19 protein-coding genes are annotated in these 18,848 nt (G+C 72.0%); 11 read left to right on the top strand and 8 right to left on the bottom strand.

Annotated features, from left to right (window positions below; all coding sequences use genetic code 11):
* Nucleotides 1–141: 141 nt before the first annotated feature.
* Complete coding sequence (locus Cpa01nite_RS00545) at nt 142–618, top strand: ATP-binding protein (RefSeq protein WP_203666778.1); 477 nt, start codon at nt 142–144, stop codon at nt 616–618.
* Nucleotides 619–704: 86 nt separating this feature from the next.
* Here Cpa01nite_RS00545 and Cpa01nite_RS00540 read toward each other — a convergent pair whose 3' ends face one another.
* On the bottom strand, nt 705–953 hold the full coding sequence (locus Cpa01nite_RS00540) for an STAS domain-containing protein (RefSeq protein ID WP_203666777.1): 249 nt from the start codon (nt 951–953) through the stop codon (nt 705–707).
* Nucleotides 954–1,491: 538 nt separating this feature from the next.
* Nucleotides 1,492–2,481 carry a substrate-binding domain-containing protein gene (locus Cpa01nite_RS00535; RefSeq protein WP_275406177.1) on the bottom strand — a complete coding sequence of 330 codons (990 nt, stop codon included), beginning with the start codon at nt 2,479–2,481 and terminating at the stop codon, nt 1,492–1,494.
* A 241-nt stretch (nt 2,482–2,722) separates the two neighbouring features.
* On the opposite strand from Cpa01nite_RS00535, the gene Cpa01nite_RS00530 reads away from it, so the two are divergent.
* The 5 genes from Cpa01nite_RS00530 (at nt 2,723) to Cpa01nite_RS00510 (ending at nt 9,825) form a co-directional block, all read left to right on the top strand.
* A complete protein-coding gene (locus Cpa01nite_RS00530) occupies nt 2,723–3,964 on the top strand; it encodes an MFS transporter (protein WP_203666775.1) in 1,242 nt (413 codons plus the stop codon).
* Between the two features lie 58 nt (nt 3,965–4,022).
* Nucleotides 4,023–6,452 (top strand): glycoside hydrolase family 2 protein, encoded by a 2,430-nt coding sequence (locus Cpa01nite_RS00525; RefSeq protein ID WP_203666774.1) that lies wholly within the window; start codon nt 4,023–4,025, stop codon nt 6,450–6,452.
* Between the two features lie 213 nt (nt 6,453–6,665).
* Entirely contained in the window at nt 6,666–7,094 is a 429-nt protein-coding gene (locus Cpa01nite_RS00520; RefSeq protein ID WP_203666773.1) for a GbsR/MarR family transcriptional regulator, read from the top strand.
* Nucleotides 7,095–7,199: 105 nt separating this feature from the next.
* The gene (locus tag Cpa01nite_RS00515; protein ID WP_203666772.1) at nt 7,200–8,417 is read left to right on the top strand and encodes a family 1 glycosylhydrolase; all 1,218 of its coding nucleotides are present in this window, start codon (nt 7,200–7,202) and stop codon (nt 8,415–8,417) included.
* A gap of 214 nt (nt 8,418–8,631) precedes the next feature.
* A complete protein-coding gene (locus Cpa01nite_RS00510; RefSeq protein ID WP_203666771.1) occupies nt 8,632–9,825 on the top strand; it encodes a LacI family DNA-binding transcriptional regulator in 1,194 nt (397 codons plus the stop codon).
* Nucleotides 9,826–9,909: 84 nt separating this feature from the next.
* Here Cpa01nite_RS00510 and Cpa01nite_RS00505 read toward each other — a convergent pair whose 3' ends face one another.
* From Cpa01nite_RS00505 to Cpa01nite_RS00495, 3 genes are all read right to left on the bottom strand, one after another.
* A complete protein-coding gene (locus Cpa01nite_RS00505; RefSeq protein ID WP_203666770.1) occupies nt 9,910–10,488 on the bottom strand; it encodes a hypothetical protein in 579 nt (192 codons plus the stop codon).
* A 413-nt stretch (nt 10,489–10,901) separates the two neighbouring features.
* On the bottom strand, nt 10,902–11,138 hold the full coding sequence (locus Cpa01nite_RS00500) for a hypothetical protein (RefSeq protein ID WP_203666769.1): 237 nt from the start codon (nt 11,136–11,138) through the stop codon (nt 10,902–10,904).
* Nucleotides 11,139–11,181: 43 nt separating this feature from the next.
* Nucleotides 11,182–11,562: a winged helix-turn-helix transcriptional regulator gene (locus Cpa01nite_RS00495; protein ID WP_239068417.1), complete on the bottom strand. Its 381-nt coding sequence runs from the start codon at nt 11,560–11,562 to the stop codon at nt 11,182–11,184.
* Nucleotides 11,563–11,640: 78 nt separating this feature from the next.
* Here Cpa01nite_RS00495 and Cpa01nite_RS00490 point away from each other — a divergent pair, with 78 nt between their 5' ends.
* Nucleotides 11,641–12,045 carry a RidA family protein gene (locus Cpa01nite_RS00490; protein ID WP_203666768.1) on the top strand — a complete coding sequence of 135 codons (405 nt, stop codon included), beginning with the start codon at nt 11,641–11,643 and terminating at the stop codon, nt 12,043–12,045.
* A 28-nt stretch (nt 12,046–12,073) separates the two neighbouring features.
* Here the strand turns inward: Cpa01nite_RS00490 and Cpa01nite_RS00485 are convergent, their stop codons facing one another.
* A complete protein-coding gene (locus Cpa01nite_RS00485) occupies nt 12,074–13,051 on the bottom strand; it encodes a LysR family transcriptional regulator (RefSeq protein ID WP_203666767.1) in 978 nt (325 codons plus the stop codon).
* 81 nt (nt 13,052–13,132) lie between these two features.
* Here Cpa01nite_RS00485 and Cpa01nite_RS00480 point away from each other — a divergent pair, with 81 nt between their 5' ends.
* On the top strand, nt 13,133–14,209 hold the full coding sequence (locus Cpa01nite_RS00480) for an aminotransferase class V-fold PLP-dependent enzyme (RefSeq protein ID WP_239068416.1): 1,077 nt from the start codon (nt 13,133–13,135) through the stop codon (nt 14,207–14,209).
* 108 nt (nt 14,210–14,317) lie between these two features.
* Here the strand turns inward: Cpa01nite_RS00480 and Cpa01nite_RS00475 are convergent, their stop codons facing one another.
* Complete coding sequence (locus Cpa01nite_RS00475) at nt 14,318–15,682, bottom strand: glycoside hydrolase family 30 protein (protein ID WP_203666765.1); 1,365 nt, start codon at nt 15,680–15,682, stop codon at nt 14,318–14,320.
* Nucleotides 15,683–15,943: 261 nt separating this feature from the next.
* On the opposite strand from Cpa01nite_RS00475, the gene Cpa01nite_RS00470 reads away from it, so the two are divergent.
* Nucleotides 15,944–16,195, top strand: coding sequence for a DUF1272 domain-containing protein (locus Cpa01nite_RS00470; RefSeq protein WP_203666764.1), 252 nt, complete (start codon nt 15,944–15,946; stop codon nt 16,193–16,195).
* Here Cpa01nite_RS00470 and Cpa01nite_RS00465 read toward each other — a convergent pair.
* On the bottom strand, nt 16,192–16,701 hold the full coding sequence (locus tag Cpa01nite_RS00465; RefSeq protein WP_203666763.1) for a MarR family winged helix-turn-helix transcriptional regulator: 510 nt from the start codon (nt 16,699–16,701) through the stop codon (nt 16,192–16,194). The two genes, Cpa01nite_RS00470 and Cpa01nite_RS00465, sit on opposite strands and share 4 nt — an antisense overlap.
* An 89-nt stretch (nt 16,702–16,790) precedes the next feature.
* Between Cpa01nite_RS00465 and Cpa01nite_RS00460 the strand changes: the two genes are divergently transcribed.
* Together Cpa01nite_RS00460 and Cpa01nite_RS00455 are read left to right on the top strand one after the other, a co-directional pair.
* Nucleotides 16,791–17,783, top strand: a complete 993-nt coding sequence (locus Cpa01nite_RS00460) for an SDR family oxidoreductase (protein WP_203666762.1) — start codon at nt 16,791–16,793, stop codon at nt 17,781–17,783.
* A 147-nt stretch (nt 17,784–17,930) separates the two neighbouring features.
* Entirely contained in the window at nt 17,931–18,824 is an 894-nt protein-coding gene (locus tag Cpa01nite_RS00455; RefSeq protein ID WP_203666761.1) for an aldo/keto reductase, read from the top strand.
* Nucleotides 18,825–18,848 lie beyond the last annotated feature (24 nt).

The raw sequence follows: 18,848 nt of genomic DNA, 5'->3' as shown, positions 1-18,848 counted from the left end.
AACCGGTCACCTCCAGATCAGGACAGATCGGACGGGACGTGCCACTGTGGATGCGTACCGTCGTCAGCCTCGACGACTCCCGGCGGTCGCGCCTCGGTCCGGATCGGGCATCGCAGGGCGCGCCAACGCTAGGGGTCACCGTTGAGCAGCGACGCACACGAGGTGCACGTCCTACTGCAGGACCTCGACGGCGCACGCCCTCAGTGGTGGTGCGAGCGTTCCGGGGCCGGCCCGCCGAGGACGGTCCTGGAGCTGCACGTCCCCCCGGCCCGCGGTGCGGTCTGGATCGCCCGGCACTGGGCGAGCGACCGCGCGCGCGAGTCGGGGGTCCCTGAGGACAGCCTGCCCGACATCGAGTTGCTGACGAGCGAGCTCGCCGCCAACGCGGTCGTCCACGGTGCCGGCGGCGAGGTCGAGGTGCGGTTCTGGTACGACAGCGGCTGCGTCAGGGTCGAGGTCTCGGACACCAGCGCCGGCCGGCCGCGGGTCCGGCACCCGAACCCGGAGACGCCCGGTGGGCAAGGGCTGCGTCTGGTGTCGATGCTCGCGACCGAGTGGGGCCACGGGCGCCGATCCGGCGGGACCGGCAACACCGTGTGGTTCACCATCTCGATCTGACCACCGAGGGGTGGGCTCGCGCACCGGTCAGCCGTCGCTGGGCTGCAGGTCGAACAGAGGCGCGACCCCGGTCATCTGCAGAACCGCTAACGGGCTGCCTCCGGCCCCGCGCACCCGAAGGCGTCCGGGGGCAGGTGAGGGGCGATCGCGACCAGCACCGCCACCATCGCGGAGTCGACGAAAGTCGCCCGCGTGAGGTCCACTTCCCGCACGCCCGGTCTCGCCAGGGTGCGGCCGAGTTCCCAGTCGGCGACCCCGAGCTCGAGCGCGAGCTCCTGGGCGACGACGACGTCGACCTCGCCGTGAACGCGAAGCACGTCGCGGCGCCCCGGCATCCTGACCGCAGTCCGGACACGGTTGCCTGAGCAAGCGCGCGCTCCCGCAGCGTCCACACTCCTTGGGCGCGAACCCTGCTCAAGAACGCCGCGCTTCACCGGCCGCCGCATCGCTCCCACGGGTTGCCAGCCACGGTTGGCAAAGCAGGAGCCCACACGAGCGGTCTGACATCGGTCACAGCGAGAGCTTGCCAGTGGTGACCGACACGCCATCGTGGGTGACGCGCCCATCAGGGCCCTCGTTCGGGCTCTTCCAAGTCGCAGTGCCGCAGAACGAGCGCCCGATCCTCCACCTCGAAGCGACCCGTGTCACCTGCCGCACCACGAGGTGTGCGTCGACGCCTCGACGGCGTGCTGGAGGAACTCGAGGCGGTCATCCGGTGGTCTCTCCCGCTTGCAGGGTGCGTGATTTCTTCGATCTCGACGCGGGTGCCACTTGCCAGGAAGGCTGCGGCACGGTCCGCGAGGTCGAGGGCGAGCTCGGCCGGTAACCCACTGGACCACTGGCGTTGCCGTGACGGTGGCCGCCTGTCCGGAGCTAGGAGGTGCCGCCGCGTACCAGGGTGAGAATGGGTCCCGCCGCTGCGTTCACGGCGCTCGCGCCGGCACCGCGGAGGTCACCGAGCTCTGCGACAGCGTGGTCGACCACCTGGTTCATGTCGATGCTGATCGTCGACAACCGCGGTTCGACGAGTTGGCCGTACGGCGTGTGGTCGACCCCCACGATCGAGAGCTCGTCGGGGACCGCTCGGCCGAGTCGGCGCGCTGCGGCGAGCACCGCCAGTGCGACGACGTCGTTGTACGCGCACACCGCGAGCGGGGTGCTTGCCAGAAGCGGTGCGAGGGTCTGCGTGGCGGCATCCGACTCGGGTGGGACCGCCACGGCCACCGGGGGCTCTAGACCGCGCTGGGCGGTCGCCCGCGTGAGCGCCGCTAGACGCCGTGGGCTCCACGGGTCGGGCTGCTCGTCGAGCAGGGACGCGTAGACGACCTGACGTTGACCTCGACGGGTGGACTCCGCGACCTGCAACTCGGCGATGCCGTCCTCGATGTCTGCGGTGTCATCGGCGTCGCCGCGCGGGCGGGGCACGGTGGGCACGCCCTGGCGCTCGAGCCGATCATGCGTGGCCGGCGTCAGCGCCCCGAGGTCGACGACGGCCAACGGGCGGAGGCGCAGCACGGCGGTGGCGGTGCTGTCCGGGTCGCTGTCCGCGAAGCGGAGCACGGCGTTGGCACCGATGGCCGTCGCGTACCCCGTCAGCCGCTCCATCGCCCTCTGCTGGTTCTGGCCGATGGTCGACCGGGGCACGAGGAGCACGATCGTGTCTCCTCGGCCGCGCACGAGGTTGCGGCCGGCCGGAGAGGGGCGGTAGTCGAGGTCTTCCGCTGCCTGCAGGACGCGGGTACGCGTCTCCGGCAAGAAGTTCTCCTGCCGTCCGTTCAGGATGTGGCTCACCGTCGCGCGCGAGACGCCGGCTCTCGCCGCGACGTCTGCGGCTGTCGCGGGTCGCCTCGTCAATGCCGTCACTCGCTGATCGTGCCACGAGCGCGCAGCGCGTAGGTCACTTGCCACCGCGTTATCACGTGTGCATACTCCGTTATCACGTGCTAACGGACGCAGGTGTCCGAGCCCTCAACGACGGAGTTGCTTCATGTCCACCTCAGACGCCCCCGCGCCCTCGGTTGCGCCGGGCATGCCCGCGGCCGAGCAGGCTTCCGCTGCTGAGCTCGTGAGCGAGAACGCCGGGCACGACCGTGCGCGGCCGCCCATGACCCCGCTGAAGCCCGGTTACCTCGCGGTCCTGGTGCTGTCGTACTTCGCGCTCTACGTGGCATGGATCGCTCCCACCGCGTTCTCGCTCGCGGTCAGGGTCGAACAGCTCGACCCGGCCGGGAAGAACACCGCTGTGGCCCTGGCAGTCGGTCTGCCCTCTCTGCTGGCCCTGGTCTCCGGTCCCGTCGTCGGTGTGCTGAGCGACCGGACCACCCTGCGCCTCGGCAAGCGGCGCACCTGGATGCTGGCCGGGCTCCTGCTCGGCCTCGTCGGAGCGGCCGTCGTGGGTCTGGCAGGGAGCATCCCGGTGCTCGTGGCGGGATGGGTCGTGGCGTTCATCGGCTACACGACCACCGGCGGCATGTTCGTCACGCACCTGGGTGACCGGGTCCCGGACGAGCAGCAGGGTCGGGTCGCGGGCTTCACCGGTTCGGTCACGCAGATCGCCCCGATCCTCGGCGTCGCGATCGCGGGCGCGTTCAGTGCCAACGCCGTGCCGATGTTCGTGGTCCCCGCCGTGTTCGCGTTCGTCCTCGGCCTGGTCTTCGTCGTCGTCATGAAGGACACCCCCGCGGAGCGGGCGACGAGCCGCCTCAACTGGAAGGCGCTGCTGCAGGGGTACTGGTTCAACCCCCGTCGGCACCCGGACTTCGCGTGGGTGTGGATCAGCCGGTGCCTGATCTTCCTGGCGCTCTCCGTCATGTCGATCTACAACGTGTACCTCCTGCGCGACCGCCTGGACCTGGACACCTCGACCGTCGCCGCTCTGGTCTCCACCTCCGGCATGCTCGGCATCGTCGCGGCCGTCGCCGGCGCCATGGGCAGCGGCGCGCTGTCCGACCGGCTCGGCACGCGGAAGCCGTTCATCGTCGGAGCCGGGCTGCTGATGGCGGTCGGTCTCGTCATCACCGCGACGCTGCAGTCCATCCCGCAGTACTTCATCGGCTCGGTCGTGACGGTGTTCGGCGTCGGCATCTTCGGGGCGATCGACCAGGCCATCGGCCTGAACACGCTGCCCAAGGAGGAGGGCCAGAACGGGCGATTCATCGGCATCTTCAACCTCGCCAACCAGCTGGCGCAGGGCGTCGGCCCCTTCTTCGCCTCGCTCGTCGTGCTGCTCGCCGCGGGTGACTACGCCTGGGTGTACCTCGTGGCCGCGGCGCTGGCCGTCGTCGGCGCCCTCCTCATCCTGCCGGTCCGGGCCGGCCGCACCTCGGCCGCCGCGGTCGACGGCTGACGCGACCTGTTACCCGCGCGCCGGCCACGGCGCGCACGATTCCTTGGAGCACTCTGCGATGACCACGACGTCCTTCAACTCGGGCTGGACCGTCCGTCCCAAGACGAGCATCTTCGAGCAGATCGGGCAGGCGCCGTCGTCCGAGACGCGGGTGACCGTCCCGCACGACGCGCTGATCACCCAGGAGCGGGGGGAAGGTCACTCCGGCAAGACCGCGTACTTCCCGCCGACCGCCACGTTCGAGTACATCAAGTCGTTCCCCGTGCACAAGGAGATGCGGGACCGGGCGGTCTGGCTCGAGTTCCAGGGCGCGTACCGCGACGCCGTGGTCTACGTGAACGACGAGTTCGCGGGTCACCGACCGTACGGCTACTCGATCTTCCACATCCCGCTGCACGACCACCTGCGGTTCGGTCAGGACAACACCGTCCGTGTCGAGGTGCGGGGGCACGAGGACTCGCGCTGGTACACCGGCGTCGGTCTGCTGCGGGACGTGCTGCTGCACGACACCGACCCGCTGCACCTGGTGCCGTACGGCGTCCACGTCACGCATCCCGACGTCGACGAGGAGCGGGCTGTGCTCGAGGTGGCGGCCGCCGTGGTCAACGAGCGCCGGCATCGTGGCACGGTGCGCGTCCGCACAGAGGTCCGGGACGCAGACGGTGTGGTCGTCACGAGCCAGGAGAGCCCTGTGACGGTGCCGTCTGGCGAGGAGGCCGTCGCCAGGCAGCGGCTGTACCTCCCCGCGCCGCGTTTGTGGTCGGTCGACGACCCGTATCTGTACTCCGTCGAGGTCCAGCTCGTCGACGACGGGGTGGCCCTGGACTCGGTCACGGTGCCGCTGGGCATCAGGACGATCCGGCTCGACCCGCAGCACGGTCTGCGCATCAACGGTCACACGGTCAAGCTCCGGGGAGCGTGCGTTCACCACGACAACGGCGCGCTGGGCGGTGCGTCGGTGCCCGAGGCCGAAGAGCGCCGTGTACGGCTGCTCAAGGACGCCGGGTTCAACGCCATCCGAGCCGCGCACACCCCGCTCAGCATCGCCGCCCTCGACGCCTGCGACCGGCTCGGGATGCTTGTCATGGACGAGTCCTTCGACGTGTGGACCGTCGGCAAGTCTTCGTTCGACTACTCCCTCGACTTCCCGGAGTGGTGGGCGCGAGACATCGAGTCCATGGTGCTCAAGGACCGCAACCACCCGAGCGTGATCTTCTACTCCATCGGGAACGAGATCCCCGAGACGGGCAACCCCGGCGGGGCGGTGTGGAGCCGCCGGCTGGCGGACGAGGTGCGGCGGCATGACAGCACCCGTCTCGTGACGAACGGTGTCAACGGGTTCGTCGCGGCGCTCACCGACGTCATGGGCATGATGTCGCAGGCGACGTCCGCCGGGGAGTCGGGCGGCGTGAACGACGCCATGGGCAGCGCCGGCGACATGATGAACCAGATCAGCGCGTCCGAGCTGGTCACGGCCAAGACCGAGGAGGCTTTCGCCGCGCTGGACGTCGCCGGGGTCAACTACGGCGAGGCGCGATACGCCGTCGACCGCGAGCTCTTCCCGCACCGGCTCGTGGTTGGCACCGAGACGTTCCCCGGTCACATCGATGTGCTGTGGCCGCTGGTCGAGGCCAACCCGCACGTGCTCGGTGACTTCACGTGGGCGGGGTGGGACTACCTGGGAGAGGTCGGCGTCGGCCGCCCGCGCTACCTCGGCGAGGAGGACCAGCAGTTCGAAGCGCCGTATCCCTGGATCAGCGCCTGGGTGGGAGACCTGGACATGACGGGGTGGCGACGCGCGATCTCCTTCTACCGCGAGACGGTCTTCGGGCTCCGCCACGAGCCGTACGTCGCCGTCCACCGTCCGGCGACGTACGGCCGCACGCCCAGCTCCAGCGGTTGGGCCTGGCCGGACGCGATCGCGAGCTGGAGCTGGGACGTGAACGCCGGAACTCCTATCCGCGTCGACGTGTACAGCGACGCCGAGGAGGTCGAGCTGATCCTCAACGGGCGCAAGCTCGGCCGCGCACCGGTCGGCGCCAGCAAGGCATGCATCGCGGAGTTCGACCTGGCGTATGAGCCCGGAGAGCTCATCGCCGTCGCTTTGGTCGAGGGTGCCGAGCAGTCACGTACGACGTTGCTGACGTCTGGGGAGGCCCGGGCCATCGCCCTCGCGCCCGAGACGACGTCGCTCAAGGTCGACGGGGTCGCCTTCGTCGAGCTGAAGCTGGTCGACGAGGACGGGCGGACGGTGACGAACGGTGACCGCGCCGTCACCGCGTCCATCTCGGGGCCTGGAGAGCTCGTCGGGGTGGTGAGCGGCAGGCCGGACCCCGAGCACCCGTTCACCGACGCGACGTGCCGGACCTTCGACGGACGTGCGCTCGTCATCGTGCGCGCGACCGGGATCGGGCAGATCGCCGTCTCGGTCGACGCCGGTCCGATGAACGCGGAGACGGTGATCAGCGCCGGCTCGGCCAACGGCTGACCTCCCCGGCACGCGTCAGCCACGGCGTGATGACCGCGGTCGACTGCAGCATGCAGTCGACCGCGGCGTCCCCGAGCCACCGACAGTGCTGGGCCCCGCGCTCCGCAGGAGAGGTCGTACTGGCTCGAAGGACGAGGGGACGCGATGCCACCTGGCCAACGGAACCATCCGATCGGACCCCCGGGCGGAACCGATCCGACGGTGATCCGGCTCGTGGACCAGATCGGGAGTCTCTGGGCACAGCACGGCCGCCCTCGTCAGGTGGGTCGAGTCCTGGGGTACCTGCTGTTCTGCGGGCGCTCCGCCGTGTCCTCGGACGAGCTGAAGGAAGCGCTGCGAGCCAGCGCCGGCGGCGTGTCGGCCGCTGTGCGGAACCTGATGTCCATCGGCTACGTGCACGCCGTCGCCGGACCTGAGCGACGGAAGAACTACCACGCCGTGGTCGACGATCCCTGGACCGTCCAGCTCCGCGACGCCCGGACGCACGTCCTGGCATGGGTGGCCACGGCCGAGACGGCGCGGGATCAACTCGCTGACGTCTCGGCGGACGGGGCTCGCAGGGCGGAGCAGCTCCTCGCCCACGCCCGACTGATGGACGTGCTCTATCTCGTGTCTATCGACAGACGCGACCCCGAGCGGTGAGAGCACTGCGGGCGCGGCGTCGTGGGCCGGTCCGCCCGCTGCCGCCGAGGCCCCCACCGCCCTGATCGCCGCCTTCTCGACCCGAACCTCGAACAAGGAGAGACCGTGACCCAGTTCCCCTCGACCTTCCTGTGGGGCGCGTCCTCCGCCCCGCACCAGATCGAAGGCAACAACGTCGCCAGCGACTGGTGGCGGAACGAGAGCACGATGCCCGGCATGGAGGCCAGCGGGGACGCTCTGGACAGCTACCACCGCTTCCGCGAGGACATGCAGCTCCTCGCGGACGCCGGTCTCGACACCTACCGCTTCGGGGTCGAGTGGGCGCGCATCGAGCCGCGGCCGGGGCTCTTCTCCAACGCCCAGCTGGCGCACTACCGGCGCATGATCGACACCGCCCTCGAACTCGGCCTGACCCCCGTGATCACCCTGAACCACTTCACCGTTCCGGCGTGGTTCACCGACGAGGGCGGGTGGACCGGCGAGACCGCGATGGACCGCTGGACCGCTTACGTCCGGGCCGTTATCCCGATCCTTAGCGGCGTTGAGTGGATCGTCACGATCAACGAGCCGAACATGCTCGCGATGATGCTCAAGGCGTACCAGATGGCGCAGTCCGGCGAGCTGGGTGACTGGCAGAGCCCGACCATGGAGGACCAGCCCGACACCGGGCGCGTCGCCAAGCTTCCGGACCCGGACCTGGAGATCGGGTACCGGCTCGTCGAGATGCACCGCGCGGTCAGCGGCGAGCTGCGAGACCGCACCGGCGCCAAGGTCGGGTGGGCCATCGCCTGCCAGGCGTTCACCGCCACGCCGGGCAACGAGGACAAGCTCACCGAGGTGCGCTACCTCTGGGAGGACCTCTACTTGGAGGCGTCGCGTGACGACGACTTCGTCGGCGTGCAGTCGTACTCCTCGCAGGCCGTCGACGAGAACGGGGTCGTCGCGCACCCGCCGCACCCCGACAACACCATGACGGGTGCCGCCTATCGTCCTGACGCGCTCGAGCTCGCGGTGCGGCACGCCCGAGAGGTCGCGCAGGTGCCGGTCCTGGTCACCGAGAACGGCATCGCCACCGCCGACGACGCCCGCCGCATCGCCTTCACGACCGAGGCGCTCTCCGGTCTGGCCGCTGCGATGGAGGACGGCGTGGACGTGCGGGGGTACCTGCACTGGGCGCTGCTCGACAACTACGAGTGGGGCCACTGGGAGCCGACGTTCGGTCTGATCGCCGTTGATCGCCAGACCTTCATCCGGACCCCGAAGCCAAGCCTGGCCTGGCTCGGCGACGTCGCCCGGACCAACGGGGCATCGCTCGACGCGTAGCAGACCGGAGAGGCCGCACCTGGAGCGGGGCTGGTCGCGGGACACGCCGCGGCCGGTCCCGCTTCGTCGTACCAGGCCCTCTGGGCGAGCCTGCGCTTCACGCGGGGTTGCACCGGCCATGATGAGCCACCGGAACGGGCCGACGCAGGAGCGACAGCGCCGCCGTCTGATGGCGCGAGCGGCGTGGCCTCCGCCGACCACAGGAGGACCCCCGATGGTCGCGACCAGCGACGACGTCGCTAGGGCGGCTGGCGTGTCGCGAGCGACGGTCAGTCAGATCCTCAATGGCAAGGGCTCGCGGTTCGCAGCCCGCACCCGCGACCGGGTCTCGCGTGTCGCCGAGGAACTCGGGTACGCGCCGTCGATCGCGGGACGCACGCTCGCGAACGGGTCGAGTGACATCGTCATCGCATTGGTCCCGCAGGCTCGGCTGCTCCACGACCTGCACCGGCTCTACGAGCTGGCGACTCACGAGCTCGCCGTTCGCGGCCTGACCCTGATGCTCCGCGTGACGTCAGCCGATCCTCGTGAGCTGGAACGTGTGCTCGACACCGTGCGGCCTCGCGCGGTGGTGTCCTTCGTCGCCTTGAGCGCGCGCGAGCACGACCAGCTGGCCGCGCGAGGAGTCCTGTCGCTCGACCCGAGCACAGCCGGGGGGTGGCTGGAACCCGATCACGAGCTCGGGCGATTCCAGGCGGAGACCCTCGCGGACCGCGGGTACCGGCGACTGGCGTACGCCCTGCTCGACGACGCTCGCCAGGACGTGTTCGGGTCCGCCCGACGACGGGGCCTCGACGACGTCGCCGGCGCCTGCGGGCTGCCCCGACTCGAGACGCTCCGGCTCGGCATCGACCGAGGCGAGGCGAGCGCGTGCCTGAGGTCTCTCCCCGAGACGCACGTCGGGATCGCCTGCTACGACGACGAGGTGGCGACCGCGCTCCTGAGCGCAGCGGCCGACGTCGGACGTCGCGTTCCGGACGACCTCGGCATCATCGGGATGGGTGACACCCCGCTCGAACGCTCACCACCCCAGCGCTGTCGACGGTTCGGGTGGACGTCGAGATGGCGGCCCACCTCTCGGTCGCGCACATCCTCCGGGGCCTCGGCCTGGAAGACATGGACGACCCCGGTGCCCTCCCGCGGATCACCCTGGTCGACAGAGGGACGCTGCGCCCCCGCGCTGACCTCCCACACGGGCCGCAGCCACCGTTCCGTCGGCCCGCTGCAGATCGCGGTTCTCCCGTTCCAGCTCCGCGAGCCGCTGCGGTGCAGCCATAACTCTCATCCGTCGGGCGCGGTCACCCGGAGGTTTCGCAGTCGGCTCCCGCCTTGCGCGAGGCGGCATAGGCCGAGACGGACCACTCAATCCATTGCCCGAGCGGGCGCGAGCACACCGAACGCTCGGTGATGCTCTCGGCTTCTAGCCAATGCAGATCGCGTTTCTGGTCCAAGACGAGGACAAAACCGGTCTGCTCGCCCATAACGCGGCCGACTAGGGGCTCGTGCCCTTGAGATGAGATACGTTCAAGTCCTTGCCATGGCGAAGACACGGCGAGCAGGAGCAGAAATCCAGTGAACGTCGCCCAGAGCCAGGGGACCTCTTGCATCCATCTGGGGGGCGGTCGAGGGCCTCGCCTTCTACTTCCAGGAATTCGTGCGCCTCGGCGCCACCGATATTTTTGATCGTGGACGCCAACACCAGTCCTGCGCACAATCCGATGACCGCACCGAGCGTGATTACCGAAAACAGCGCGACGGATACGATCCCCCACACGGTCGCGGTTCGAAGTTGCGTCCACACGTCCGCGCCGCTCGTGTTCCCGGCGAGCATCCACCGGCGAGTCCTCGAGGAGACGAGTAGCAGCGGGCCGAGCGATCCGAAAACATACAGGACCGTCGAGAAAAGGATTGTTGTGCGGTCGGCAACCGAGAGGATCGTCAGTGCTGCGGGTGCATCGAATCCGGAAACAAAAAACACCCTTAGTCCAGCGAAGAGCACTACCGCGGCGGATGCGATGACCGCGAGATGGCGGTCTACGAAAGCTCGATCCACCCGGGCACGATCTTCCACGCGTTCAGGATGGCGGGTGGCACGCTGATTTGCCAGCCGCGACCGACGAGGCGCCGCGCCCGGCGTCAAGGCCGGACCCGTCTTTGTACAGGATGGGGTGCGCCCGGACGTGCCCGCGTATCTCCCACGCGGTGCGAAGTCGTCCCGACCCGTGACCGCAGGGCGGTGGTCCGGTCGCAAGGGGCTGCGTCGCCGACCGGTTGTACTTGGCGTGATCGTCTCAAGGCGGGCTCCGCTGGCTGGCGCCTCGACGCCACCGACCGGGGCCGTAGTTCGGACACAAACCGCAGCGGAAGCGTGGAACGCCCGCCGCAACGCTTCATGGAACGACGAGGTTCTCGCTGGCTGCGCGGATGAGCACCGCAGTGGCTAGGGAGGACCTACAAGCGGCGACGCTCGCACGGGCGTGCTGCTCAGGCGAGCGTGCCCGTCAGCCCCGCGACCAGCACACCCGCACCCGCGACGACGAGGAACGCCCCGCCCGCGGCCATGAGACCGGGGGACTGGGTACGGGGACCGACGCGCCCGCCGCGCCGTGCCCGCACCTCGCGGGCCGCCCGGGAGATGCGCTCGCGCTGCAGGACGAAGAAGACGCCGAACACGACGGCGAAGGAACCCCACACGACGGCCACGACCTGACCTGTTGTCATGCCGGACAGCATGGACGGGGCGCGGTGCTCCCGCGCGCCGGAGTCAGACGTCGTCGAGCCGGTCGAACGCGTCCCGCGCCGCCTCGACCGCGGCCATGTTGGCCGTCGTCCTCGCGAGCAGTGCGTCGACCGGCTCGCGCAGCGTCTTCCCGAGCGGCGTGATGCGGTACTCGACCGCGACCGGCCGCGTGCCCGTCACCACCCGCTCGACGATCCCGTTGCGCTCCAGCCGGCGCAGCGTGGCGGTGAGCGACTTGGCGGTGACCGCCGGGATGGCGCGCCGCAGCTCGTTGAACCGCGAGGGGCGCTCGCAGAGCTCCTCGAGAACCAGGAGCGACCAGGTGTCGAGCACCTGGTCGAGGAGCTCGCGGTGCGTCATGCCGACGCGCAGCGGGGTCGTCGGGGCCGGGGTGGTTGCCTGCACGACACCTAGTCTCGTTGAAGTGCCCTGCGCGCACCAGGTATCCACGAGCAACCACCCGTTCGACCCCGGAGGAACCCCATGGCCGTCCAGCTGCTCGACCCCGTCGGACTCGGCACCGAGGTGCCCTACCGCCACGTCGCCGTCAGTCGCGGCACGCGCCAGGTGCACGTGGCCGGCCAGATCGGCGCCGGCTCGCCCGAGGCGCCCGGCGACCTCGCCGACCAGGTGGCCGAGGCGCTCCGCAACGTCGGCCGCGGGCTCGCCGGCGCCGGGGCTACGTTCGCCGACGTCGTCCGCCTGACCTTCTACGTCACCGAGTGGGAGGGGTCGCACCAGCTCCCGGAGTTCCTGGCCGGGGTGGACCGCGTGCGCGCCGAGCTGGGGATCGCCGAGTCGCTCCCGCCGGCGTCGCTGATCGGCGTGCAGATCCTGTTCGAGCCGCACGTGCGCGTCGAGGTCGAGGCGACCGCCGTCCTCGACTGACCGGCTCGCCGCGGCTGCGGGCGGGCGGCTACCTGCCCGCAGCCGCGTCGCGCGCTGCCCGCCCCGCGCGCGGGACCGACCGGACGTGCGCGGCCGACAGCCGCTCCGCCGCGGCGCGCAGCGCGTCGAGCGCGGCCGACACGGCCGGCACGCGGGCGGTGCTCGGCCCGGTCACCGCCTCGACCAGCCGCGTCGCGCCGGGCCGCGTCGGGTGCGCGGTCACCCCGGGGTGCGGCACCGCCGCGAGCGCCAGACCCGGCAGCGCGGCGACGCCCAGCCCGGCGCGCACCAGGCCGAGCGCGGCGACGTAGTCGTCGGTCGCGAAGTCGACCCGCGGTGCGAACCCCGCCCGGGCGCAGGTCCCGACGAGCTGCTCACGGCACTGCGGGCAGCCCGCGATCCACGGCCGGTCCGCGAGCCCGCCGAGGTCGACGGGCCCGTCCGCCCGGCCGTCGGCGCCCGGCAGGACGACGACCACCTCGTCCTCGAGCAGCGGCACCCGCAGCCGCCGCGGCCCGTCGCCGTCGGGGTCGCCCGGCGCGGCGTCGCGGAACACGATGGCGAGGTCGACCCGCCCGGCGTCGACCTCGGCGAGCGCCTCCGGCGGCTCGGCCTCGGCGAACGTCGGCACGAGCCCCGGGTGCCGCACCCGCAGCGCGGCCAGCGCCGCCGGCAGCAGCGTCGCCGCGGCGGACGGGAACGCCGCGATCCGCACGCGGCCCGCCCGGAGGCTCGCCACGGCGGCCACCTCCTCCAGGGTCGCGTCGAGCGCCGACTGCACCGCCACGGCGTTGCGCGCCAGCACGAGGCCCGCCTCGGTCAACCGGACCCCGCGCCCGGCGCGGACGACGACCGCCGTGCCGACGGCGCGTTCGATGCCGCGCAGCTGCTGGCTCGCCGCGGGCTGGGTCAGGCCGAGCTCGCGCGCGGCGGCGGTGACGCTGCCGGTCTCGTGGACGGCGCGCACCAGCCGGAGGGCCGCGGCGTCGAGCGGTCGGGGGCTCATGGTCGCGAGCATAAGCAGCGCGCATGCGTCGGACCAGAAGTGCCCGTTGATCGTATGCCGGCGCGACCCGAGGCTGAAGAGGTGCTGACCTTCGACGCGCTCCGCGACCAGTTCCGCCCGGGCCCCGGGCACCTCGACGCCGCCACCGCGGGCGTGGCCCCGACGCGGATGCTGGCGGTGCTCCGCGACGACCTCGACCGCTGGGGCGGCGGCGGCCTGGACGTGGCCCGCTACGAGGACGCCGTGCGACGGTCCCGGGCCGGGTTCGCCTCGCTCGTCGGGGTGGACGCGTCGCGGGTGGCGATCGGCGCGCAGGTGTCCGCGATGGCCGGGACGGTCGCCGCCTCGCTGCCCGACGGCGCGGAGGTGCTGTGCGTGGAGGGCGACTTCTCCTCGGTGGTGTTCCCGTTCCTGGCGCAGGGCGACCGCCTCCGGGTGTGGCACGTCCCGGCGGACGACCTGGCGTCGGCGATCCGCCCCGGGACCGACTGGGTGGCGTTCTCGCTCGCGCAGTCGGCGACCGGGCACGTCCTCGACGGCGAGGCCGTGGCGACCGCCGCCGCGGCCGCCGGGGCCCGGACGCTCTGCGACCTGACCCAGGCGGCCGGGTGGCTGCGGGTCGACGCGGGCCGGTACGACGTGACGGTCACGGCCGCGTACAAGTGGCTGTGCGCGCCGCGCGGCACCGGCTTCCTGACCGTCCGCGCCGATGCCCAGGACCTGCTGCGGCCGGTGCACGCCGGGTGGTACGCGGGCGACGACCCGTGGGCGTCCTGCTACGGGCCGGAGATGTGGCTGGCGGCCGACGCGCGGCGGTTCGACGTGTCGCCGGCGTGGCAGGCCTGGCTGGGCGCGGCCGAGTCGGTCGGGCTGTTCGCGGCGGCCGACGCCGGGGCGGTCGAGCGGCACGCGCTCGGGCTGGCGGACGCGCTGCGGACCGGGCTCGGGCTGCCCGGCCCGACGCGGAGCGCGATCGTCACGCTGCCCGACCCCGACGGCGGGCGGCGTGCGGCGCTGGCGCGCGCCGGGTGCCGCGTCGCCGGGCGCGCCGGCCGGGTGCGGCTGGCGTTCCACGTGTGGAACGACCGCGCCGACGTCGACCGCGCGCTCGACGCGCTCGCGTCGTCGCGGGCTGCCGCCGTCGCCGAGACCCACTGATCCGGTCGAGACCGACGCGCGGGACGGTGGGTCTCGTGCGGATCAGTGGGTCTCGGCGCGCGGGCGGCGCGCCGGGAGCGCGGGCGGCGCGCCGGGCACCGGGCGGCGTCAGACCTCGATGACGAACGTGCTCAGCGAGTCGGCCGGCAGCACCGGCGTGACGACCTGGTCGCCGACCAGGATCGACACCGGCATCTTCTCCGAGGTGTCGTTCTGCATGACGACGACGAGCGAGCCGTCCGGGTTCCGGAACGCCAGCTGGTTCTCGTACCCGGCGTAGCTGAGCGTCGGCACCAGCCGGGCGCCCGGTCGCACGAAGTGGCTGACGTGCTTGAGCACGTGGTACTCGTGGGTGTACTCGAACGTGCCGGCCTCGGGGTCGACCACGACCAGCGAGTTCTGCGACCAGCCCCAGCGGCTGACGCCCCCGCGCTCGAGCGACAGGTTCCAGTACTGGTACGCGCTGGCGCCGTCGTTGAGGAAGTCGCGCATCAGACGCCACGCGTACCGGGCGTACCGCCAGTCGTTCCTGCCGTCGCCGCACTCCTGCTCGGTCTGGTAGACCCGCAGCTCCGGGTGGTCCTTCCGCAGGAACGGGACGATCGACTTGCCGTGCCACTGCACGCCGATGCCCGACACGGCCTCGGCGGCGGCCGGGTCGGCGAGCACCGCGTCGACCAGCGCCTCGTCCGGCCGCTCGACGGTGCCGAGGAAGACCTCGACGCCGCGCTCGCGCATCTGCGGGCCGAGGTGTCGCAGGAAGGCCGCGAGGCCGGCCGGGGTCCAGGTGCAGCTCGGGTACGGCTGGGCCGAGTTGAACTCGTTCTGCGGCATGACCATGCCGACCTCGATGCCGAGCTCGCGGTACGCGTCGACGAACTTGCCGAAGTACGCCGCGTACGTCGCGAGGTGGCGCTCGTCCTGGATGAACGAGTCGGAGCCCTCGGCCTGGACCTGGTCCGCCCGCAGGCCGTTCTCGACGCCGTTGATCCACGGCTGCGCGGACGCGTAGTGGCCGTTCGTCTTCATCCACTGGGGCGGGACCCACGGCGAAGCCCACAGGCGCAGCGCGCCCTGGTGCTCCAGGGCGGACCGGATGTAGGGCACGAGGGTCTCGTGGTCGTTCGCGATGCTGAAGTGCTCGAGGTCGAAGTCGCCCGGCACGTCCGCGTAGGAGTAGTAGTCGCGGGCGAAGTCGTTCGCGGCGATCGGCATCCGGCCGATCGTGAAGCTCCCCCCGACCCCCGGGGCGTACAGCTCGCGGAAGATCTCGGCGCGCTGGTCCGCCGTGAGGTGCGCCAGCGAGGTCCAGCCCAGCTCGTTGAACGTCGCGCCGAAGCCCTCGATCTCCTGCCGCTCGTCGTCGAGCCGGACGAACACGTCCGGGATCCGGTCGACCGCGCCGGGCTCCACGGCGCCGAGGTCGCGCCAGCGCTCGGTCTCGGTGGTGCTGGTCCAGCTGGTGATCCTCATCGAGCACTCCCACGTCGTCGTCAGGCCGGGGCGTCCTGCTACCTACCGATCACTAGGTAAGGCGCCGTCGGCAGGCTACCGCCGATCCCGACCATGTGGAAACCATCGCGGAGCCGGGTGCCGGCGGTCCCGGGCACATCCAGGCGTCGACCGCCGGATCCCCGCCACCGTGCCGCGCGGGTCTTCCGTCCCGGCGCCTGCGCCCGCCAGGGTGGCCGCGCGGCCGGCCCGCGGCCGGACCGACGACCCCGGAGGCCTGACGTGCTGGAGATCCGCCCCACCTGCGAGAGCTGCGACCGGGCCCTGCCGCCGGACGCGACCGACGCGCTGATCTGCAGCTTCGAGTGCACGTGGTGCGCCGACTGCGCCGCCGGGTTCGCGGGTGGGGCGTGCCCCAACTGCGGCGGCGGCCTGGAGCGGCGGCCCGTCCGGCCGGCGCACCTGCTCGCCGCGCACCCGGCGGGCGAGCGCCGGGTCGACGCGGGTGCCGGCGGGGCGGCCGAGGTCGGCTAGGCCCGGCCGCGCGCCTTCCGCCGCGGCGCCGCCGACCGTGGCGGGTTCGCCCGGAGGTGGTCCCGGACGGTGCCGAGGACGCGCGCGAGCGACTCGACGTCCGCCCGGTCCAGCGGGTCGACGAGGAGGTCGCGCACCACGCCGATGTGCCCGGGGAACACCCGGGCGAGCACGTCGCGCCCCGCGTCCGTGAGCGTCACGGTGACCCCGCGCTCGTCGTCGGGGGAGGGGGCGCGGGTGACGTACCCCGCCTTCTCGAGCAGCCCCGCCTGGTAGGTCAGCCCGCTGCGGCTGTAGACGACGCCGTCGGCGAGGTCGGTCATCCGCCGGCTGCCGTCCGGGGCGTCGCCGAGCGTCGCGAGCAGCTGGAACTGCACGTAGCTGAGGCCGCCGACCTCCTGCAGCTGCTGCTCGACGGTGTGCCGCAGCAGGCTGCTCACCTCGATCAGGGCGAAGTACGCGCCGAGCTCGACGGGGTCCAGGGACGGGGCGGCGTCGGTGGTCATCCCGACATCGTAGGTGCTGCGAAGTCGAACCAGCCCGCACGGTCATGGGCGACGCGCGGCTCGCCGCGCCCCGGGCTAGCGTGCGCGGCATGGCAGCACTGAAGCTCCTCGTCATCGGCGGCACCGGCGTCATCAGCTCGGCCGTCACCCGGCTCGCGGTCGAGCGGGGGCTCGACGTCACGGTCCTGAACCGCGGGTCGAGCGCCACCCGGCCTGTCCCGGGGGGCGCGGAGCTCGTCCAGGCCGACGTCCGCGACCCGGCGTCCGTCCGCGCGGCGCTCGGGGACCGGGAGTTCGACGCCGTCGTCGACTGGGTGGCGTTCACCCCGGAGCACGTGCAGACGGACGTCGACCTGTTCGCCGGTCGCACCGGGCAGTACGTGTTCATCTCGTCGGCGTCGGCCTACCAGACCCCGCCCGAGCGGCTGCCGGTCACCGAGTCGACGCCCCTGCGCAACCCGTTCTGGCAGTACTCCCGGGACAAGATCGCCTGCGAGGACCTGCTCGTGCGGGCGTACCGGGACCGCGGCTTCCCGGCCACGGTCATCCGCCCGTCGCACACCTACGACCGCACGCTCGTCCCGCTCGACGGCGGCTGGACGGCGATGGAGCGGATGCGCCGGGGTCGCGAGGTCGTCGTGCACGGCGACGGCACCTCGCTGTGGACGCTCACGCACCACGAGGACTTCGCCCGCGGCCTCGTCCCGCTGCTCGGCCACCCGCGCACGGTGGGCGAGGCGTTCCACATCACCTCGGACGACGTCCTGACCTGGGACCAGGTCGTGCGGGCGCTCGCGGCCGCCCTCGGCGTCGAGCCGCGGATCGTGCACGTGCCGTCGGACGCGATCGCGGCGGCCGACCCGGAGTGGGGTGCGGGGCTGCTCGGCGACAAGGCGCACTCGATGGTCTTCGACACCACCAAGCTCCGCCGGCTCGTCCCGGACTTCGCGGCGACGATCCCGTTCGAGCAGGGGGCGCGGGAGATCGTCGACTGGCACGACGCGGACCCGGCACGCCGGACGGTGGACGCGCGGCTCGACGGGCTGATGGACGACCTGGTGGCGCGGTTCCGCGTGGGGTGAGGCGGCGCGGGTGTCAGGATCCTGGCACCGCGGCAGGAATCTGACAGCCGCGGCCGCCCGATGGCCCGCTGCCGCCCGCGGCGCGATGCTGGACCCGGCCCCGCCGCAGCCCGCCGCGGGGAACCGCCACCCGCGTGAGGAGCACCCGTGCAGCAGCGCACCATCGGCCCGTACACCGTCTCCGCGATCGGCCTCGGCGCGATGCCGATGTCGATGAACAACGACAAGGTCTACCCCGAGCACGACGAGGCGATCGCGACGGTGCACGCCGCGCTCGACGCCGGCGTCACGCTGATCGACACCGCCGACATCTACGCGCCGTCCTGGGACCAGATGGGGCACAACGAGCGGATCGTCGCCGAGGCCGTCCGCACCTGGGGCGGCGACACCGACGGGCTGCTCATCACCACGAAGGGCGGCATCACCCGCAGCGAGGGCGAGCAGTGGGGCCGCGACGGCTCGCTCGAGTACCTGCGCTCCGCGGTCGAGAAGTCGCTGCGCGAGCTCCAGGTCGAGGCGATCGACCTCTACCAGTACCACCGACCCGACCGGTGGCTCGTGTACGGCGAGGTCATGGAGAACCTCGCGACGCTGAAGCGCGAGGGCAAGATCCGCGAGATCGGCATCTCCAACGCGAGCGTCGAGGAGATCGAGATCGCGCAGCAGGTGCTGGGCGAGGGCGGGCTGGTCAGCGTCCAGAACGAGTTCTCGCCGCGGCACCCCGGCAGCTACGACGAGCTGCGCTACTGCGAGCAGCACGGCATCGCGTTCCTGCCCTGGAGCCCGCTCGGCGGCACCGGCGGCGGCGGGCGGAGCGTGGGGGACCGGTTCTCGGTGTTCCGCGAGGTCGGCGACGCCCACGGGGTCAGCCCGCAGCAGGCGGTGCTCGCGTGGGAGCTCGCGCTGAGCGACGCGCTCGTCGCGATCCCCGGCGCGCGCCGGCCGGCGTCGATCACGGACTCCGCCGCCGCGGCGGACCTGACGCTGACCGCGGACGAGGTCGAGCGCTGCTCGCGGGCGGTGGGGATCGAGGTCGGCTGACGCGCCCGGCGCTCCGCCGGGCCC

It is taken from the genome of Cellulomonas pakistanensis, assembly GCF_016862755.1.
Classification (GTDB): Bacteria; Actinomycetota; Actinomycetes; order Actinomycetales; family Cellulomonadaceae; genus Cellulomonas; species Cellulomonas pakistanensis.
Note: the sequence above shows the minus strand (reverse complement) of the source record. Positions and strands in the feature narration are given on the sequence as shown.

Bases quoted from the DNA above. Each gene is read 5' to 3' on its own strand.
- Cpa01nite_RS00490 (WP_203666768.1), top strand. From the start codon at position 11,641: ATGGCCGTCCAGCTGCTCGACCCCGTCGGACTCGGCACCGAGGTGCCC.
- Cpa01nite_RS00525 (WP_203666774.1), top strand. From the start codon at position 4,023: ATGACCACGACGTCCTTCAACTCGGGCTGGACCGTCCGTCCCAAGACG.
- Cpa01nite_RS00500 (WP_203666769.1), bottom strand. From the start codon at position 11,138: ATGACAACAGGTCAGGTCGTGGCCGTCGTGTGGGGTTCCTTCGCCGTC.
- Cpa01nite_RS00510 (WP_203666771.1), top strand. From the start codon at position 8,632: ATGGTCGCGACCAGCGACGACGTCGCTAGGGCGGCTGGCGTGTCGCGA.
- Cpa01nite_RS00465 (WP_203666763.1), bottom strand. From the start codon at position 16,701: ATGACCACCGACGCCGCCCCGTCCCTGGACCCCGTCGAGCTCGGCGCG.
- Cpa01nite_RS00460 (WP_203666762.1), top strand. From the start codon at position 16,791: ATGGCAGCACTGAAGCTCCTCGTCATCGGCGGCACCGGCGTCATCAGC.
- Cpa01nite_RS00540 (WP_203666777.1), bottom strand. From the start codon at position 953: ATGCCGGGGCGCCGCGACGTGCTTCGCGTTCACGGCGAGGTCGACGTC.
- Cpa01nite_RS00530 (WP_203666775.1), top strand. From the start codon at position 2,723: ATGACCCCGCTGAAGCCCGGTTACCTCGCGGTCCTGGTGCTGTCGTAC.
- Cpa01nite_RS00475 (WP_203666765.1), bottom strand. From the start codon at position 15,682: ATGAGGATCACCAGCTGGACCAGCACCACCGAGACCGAGCGCTGGCGC.
- Cpa01nite_RS00485 (WP_203666767.1), bottom strand. From the start codon at position 13,051: ATGAGCCCCCGACCGCTCGACGCCGCGGCCCTCCGGCTGGTGCGCGCC.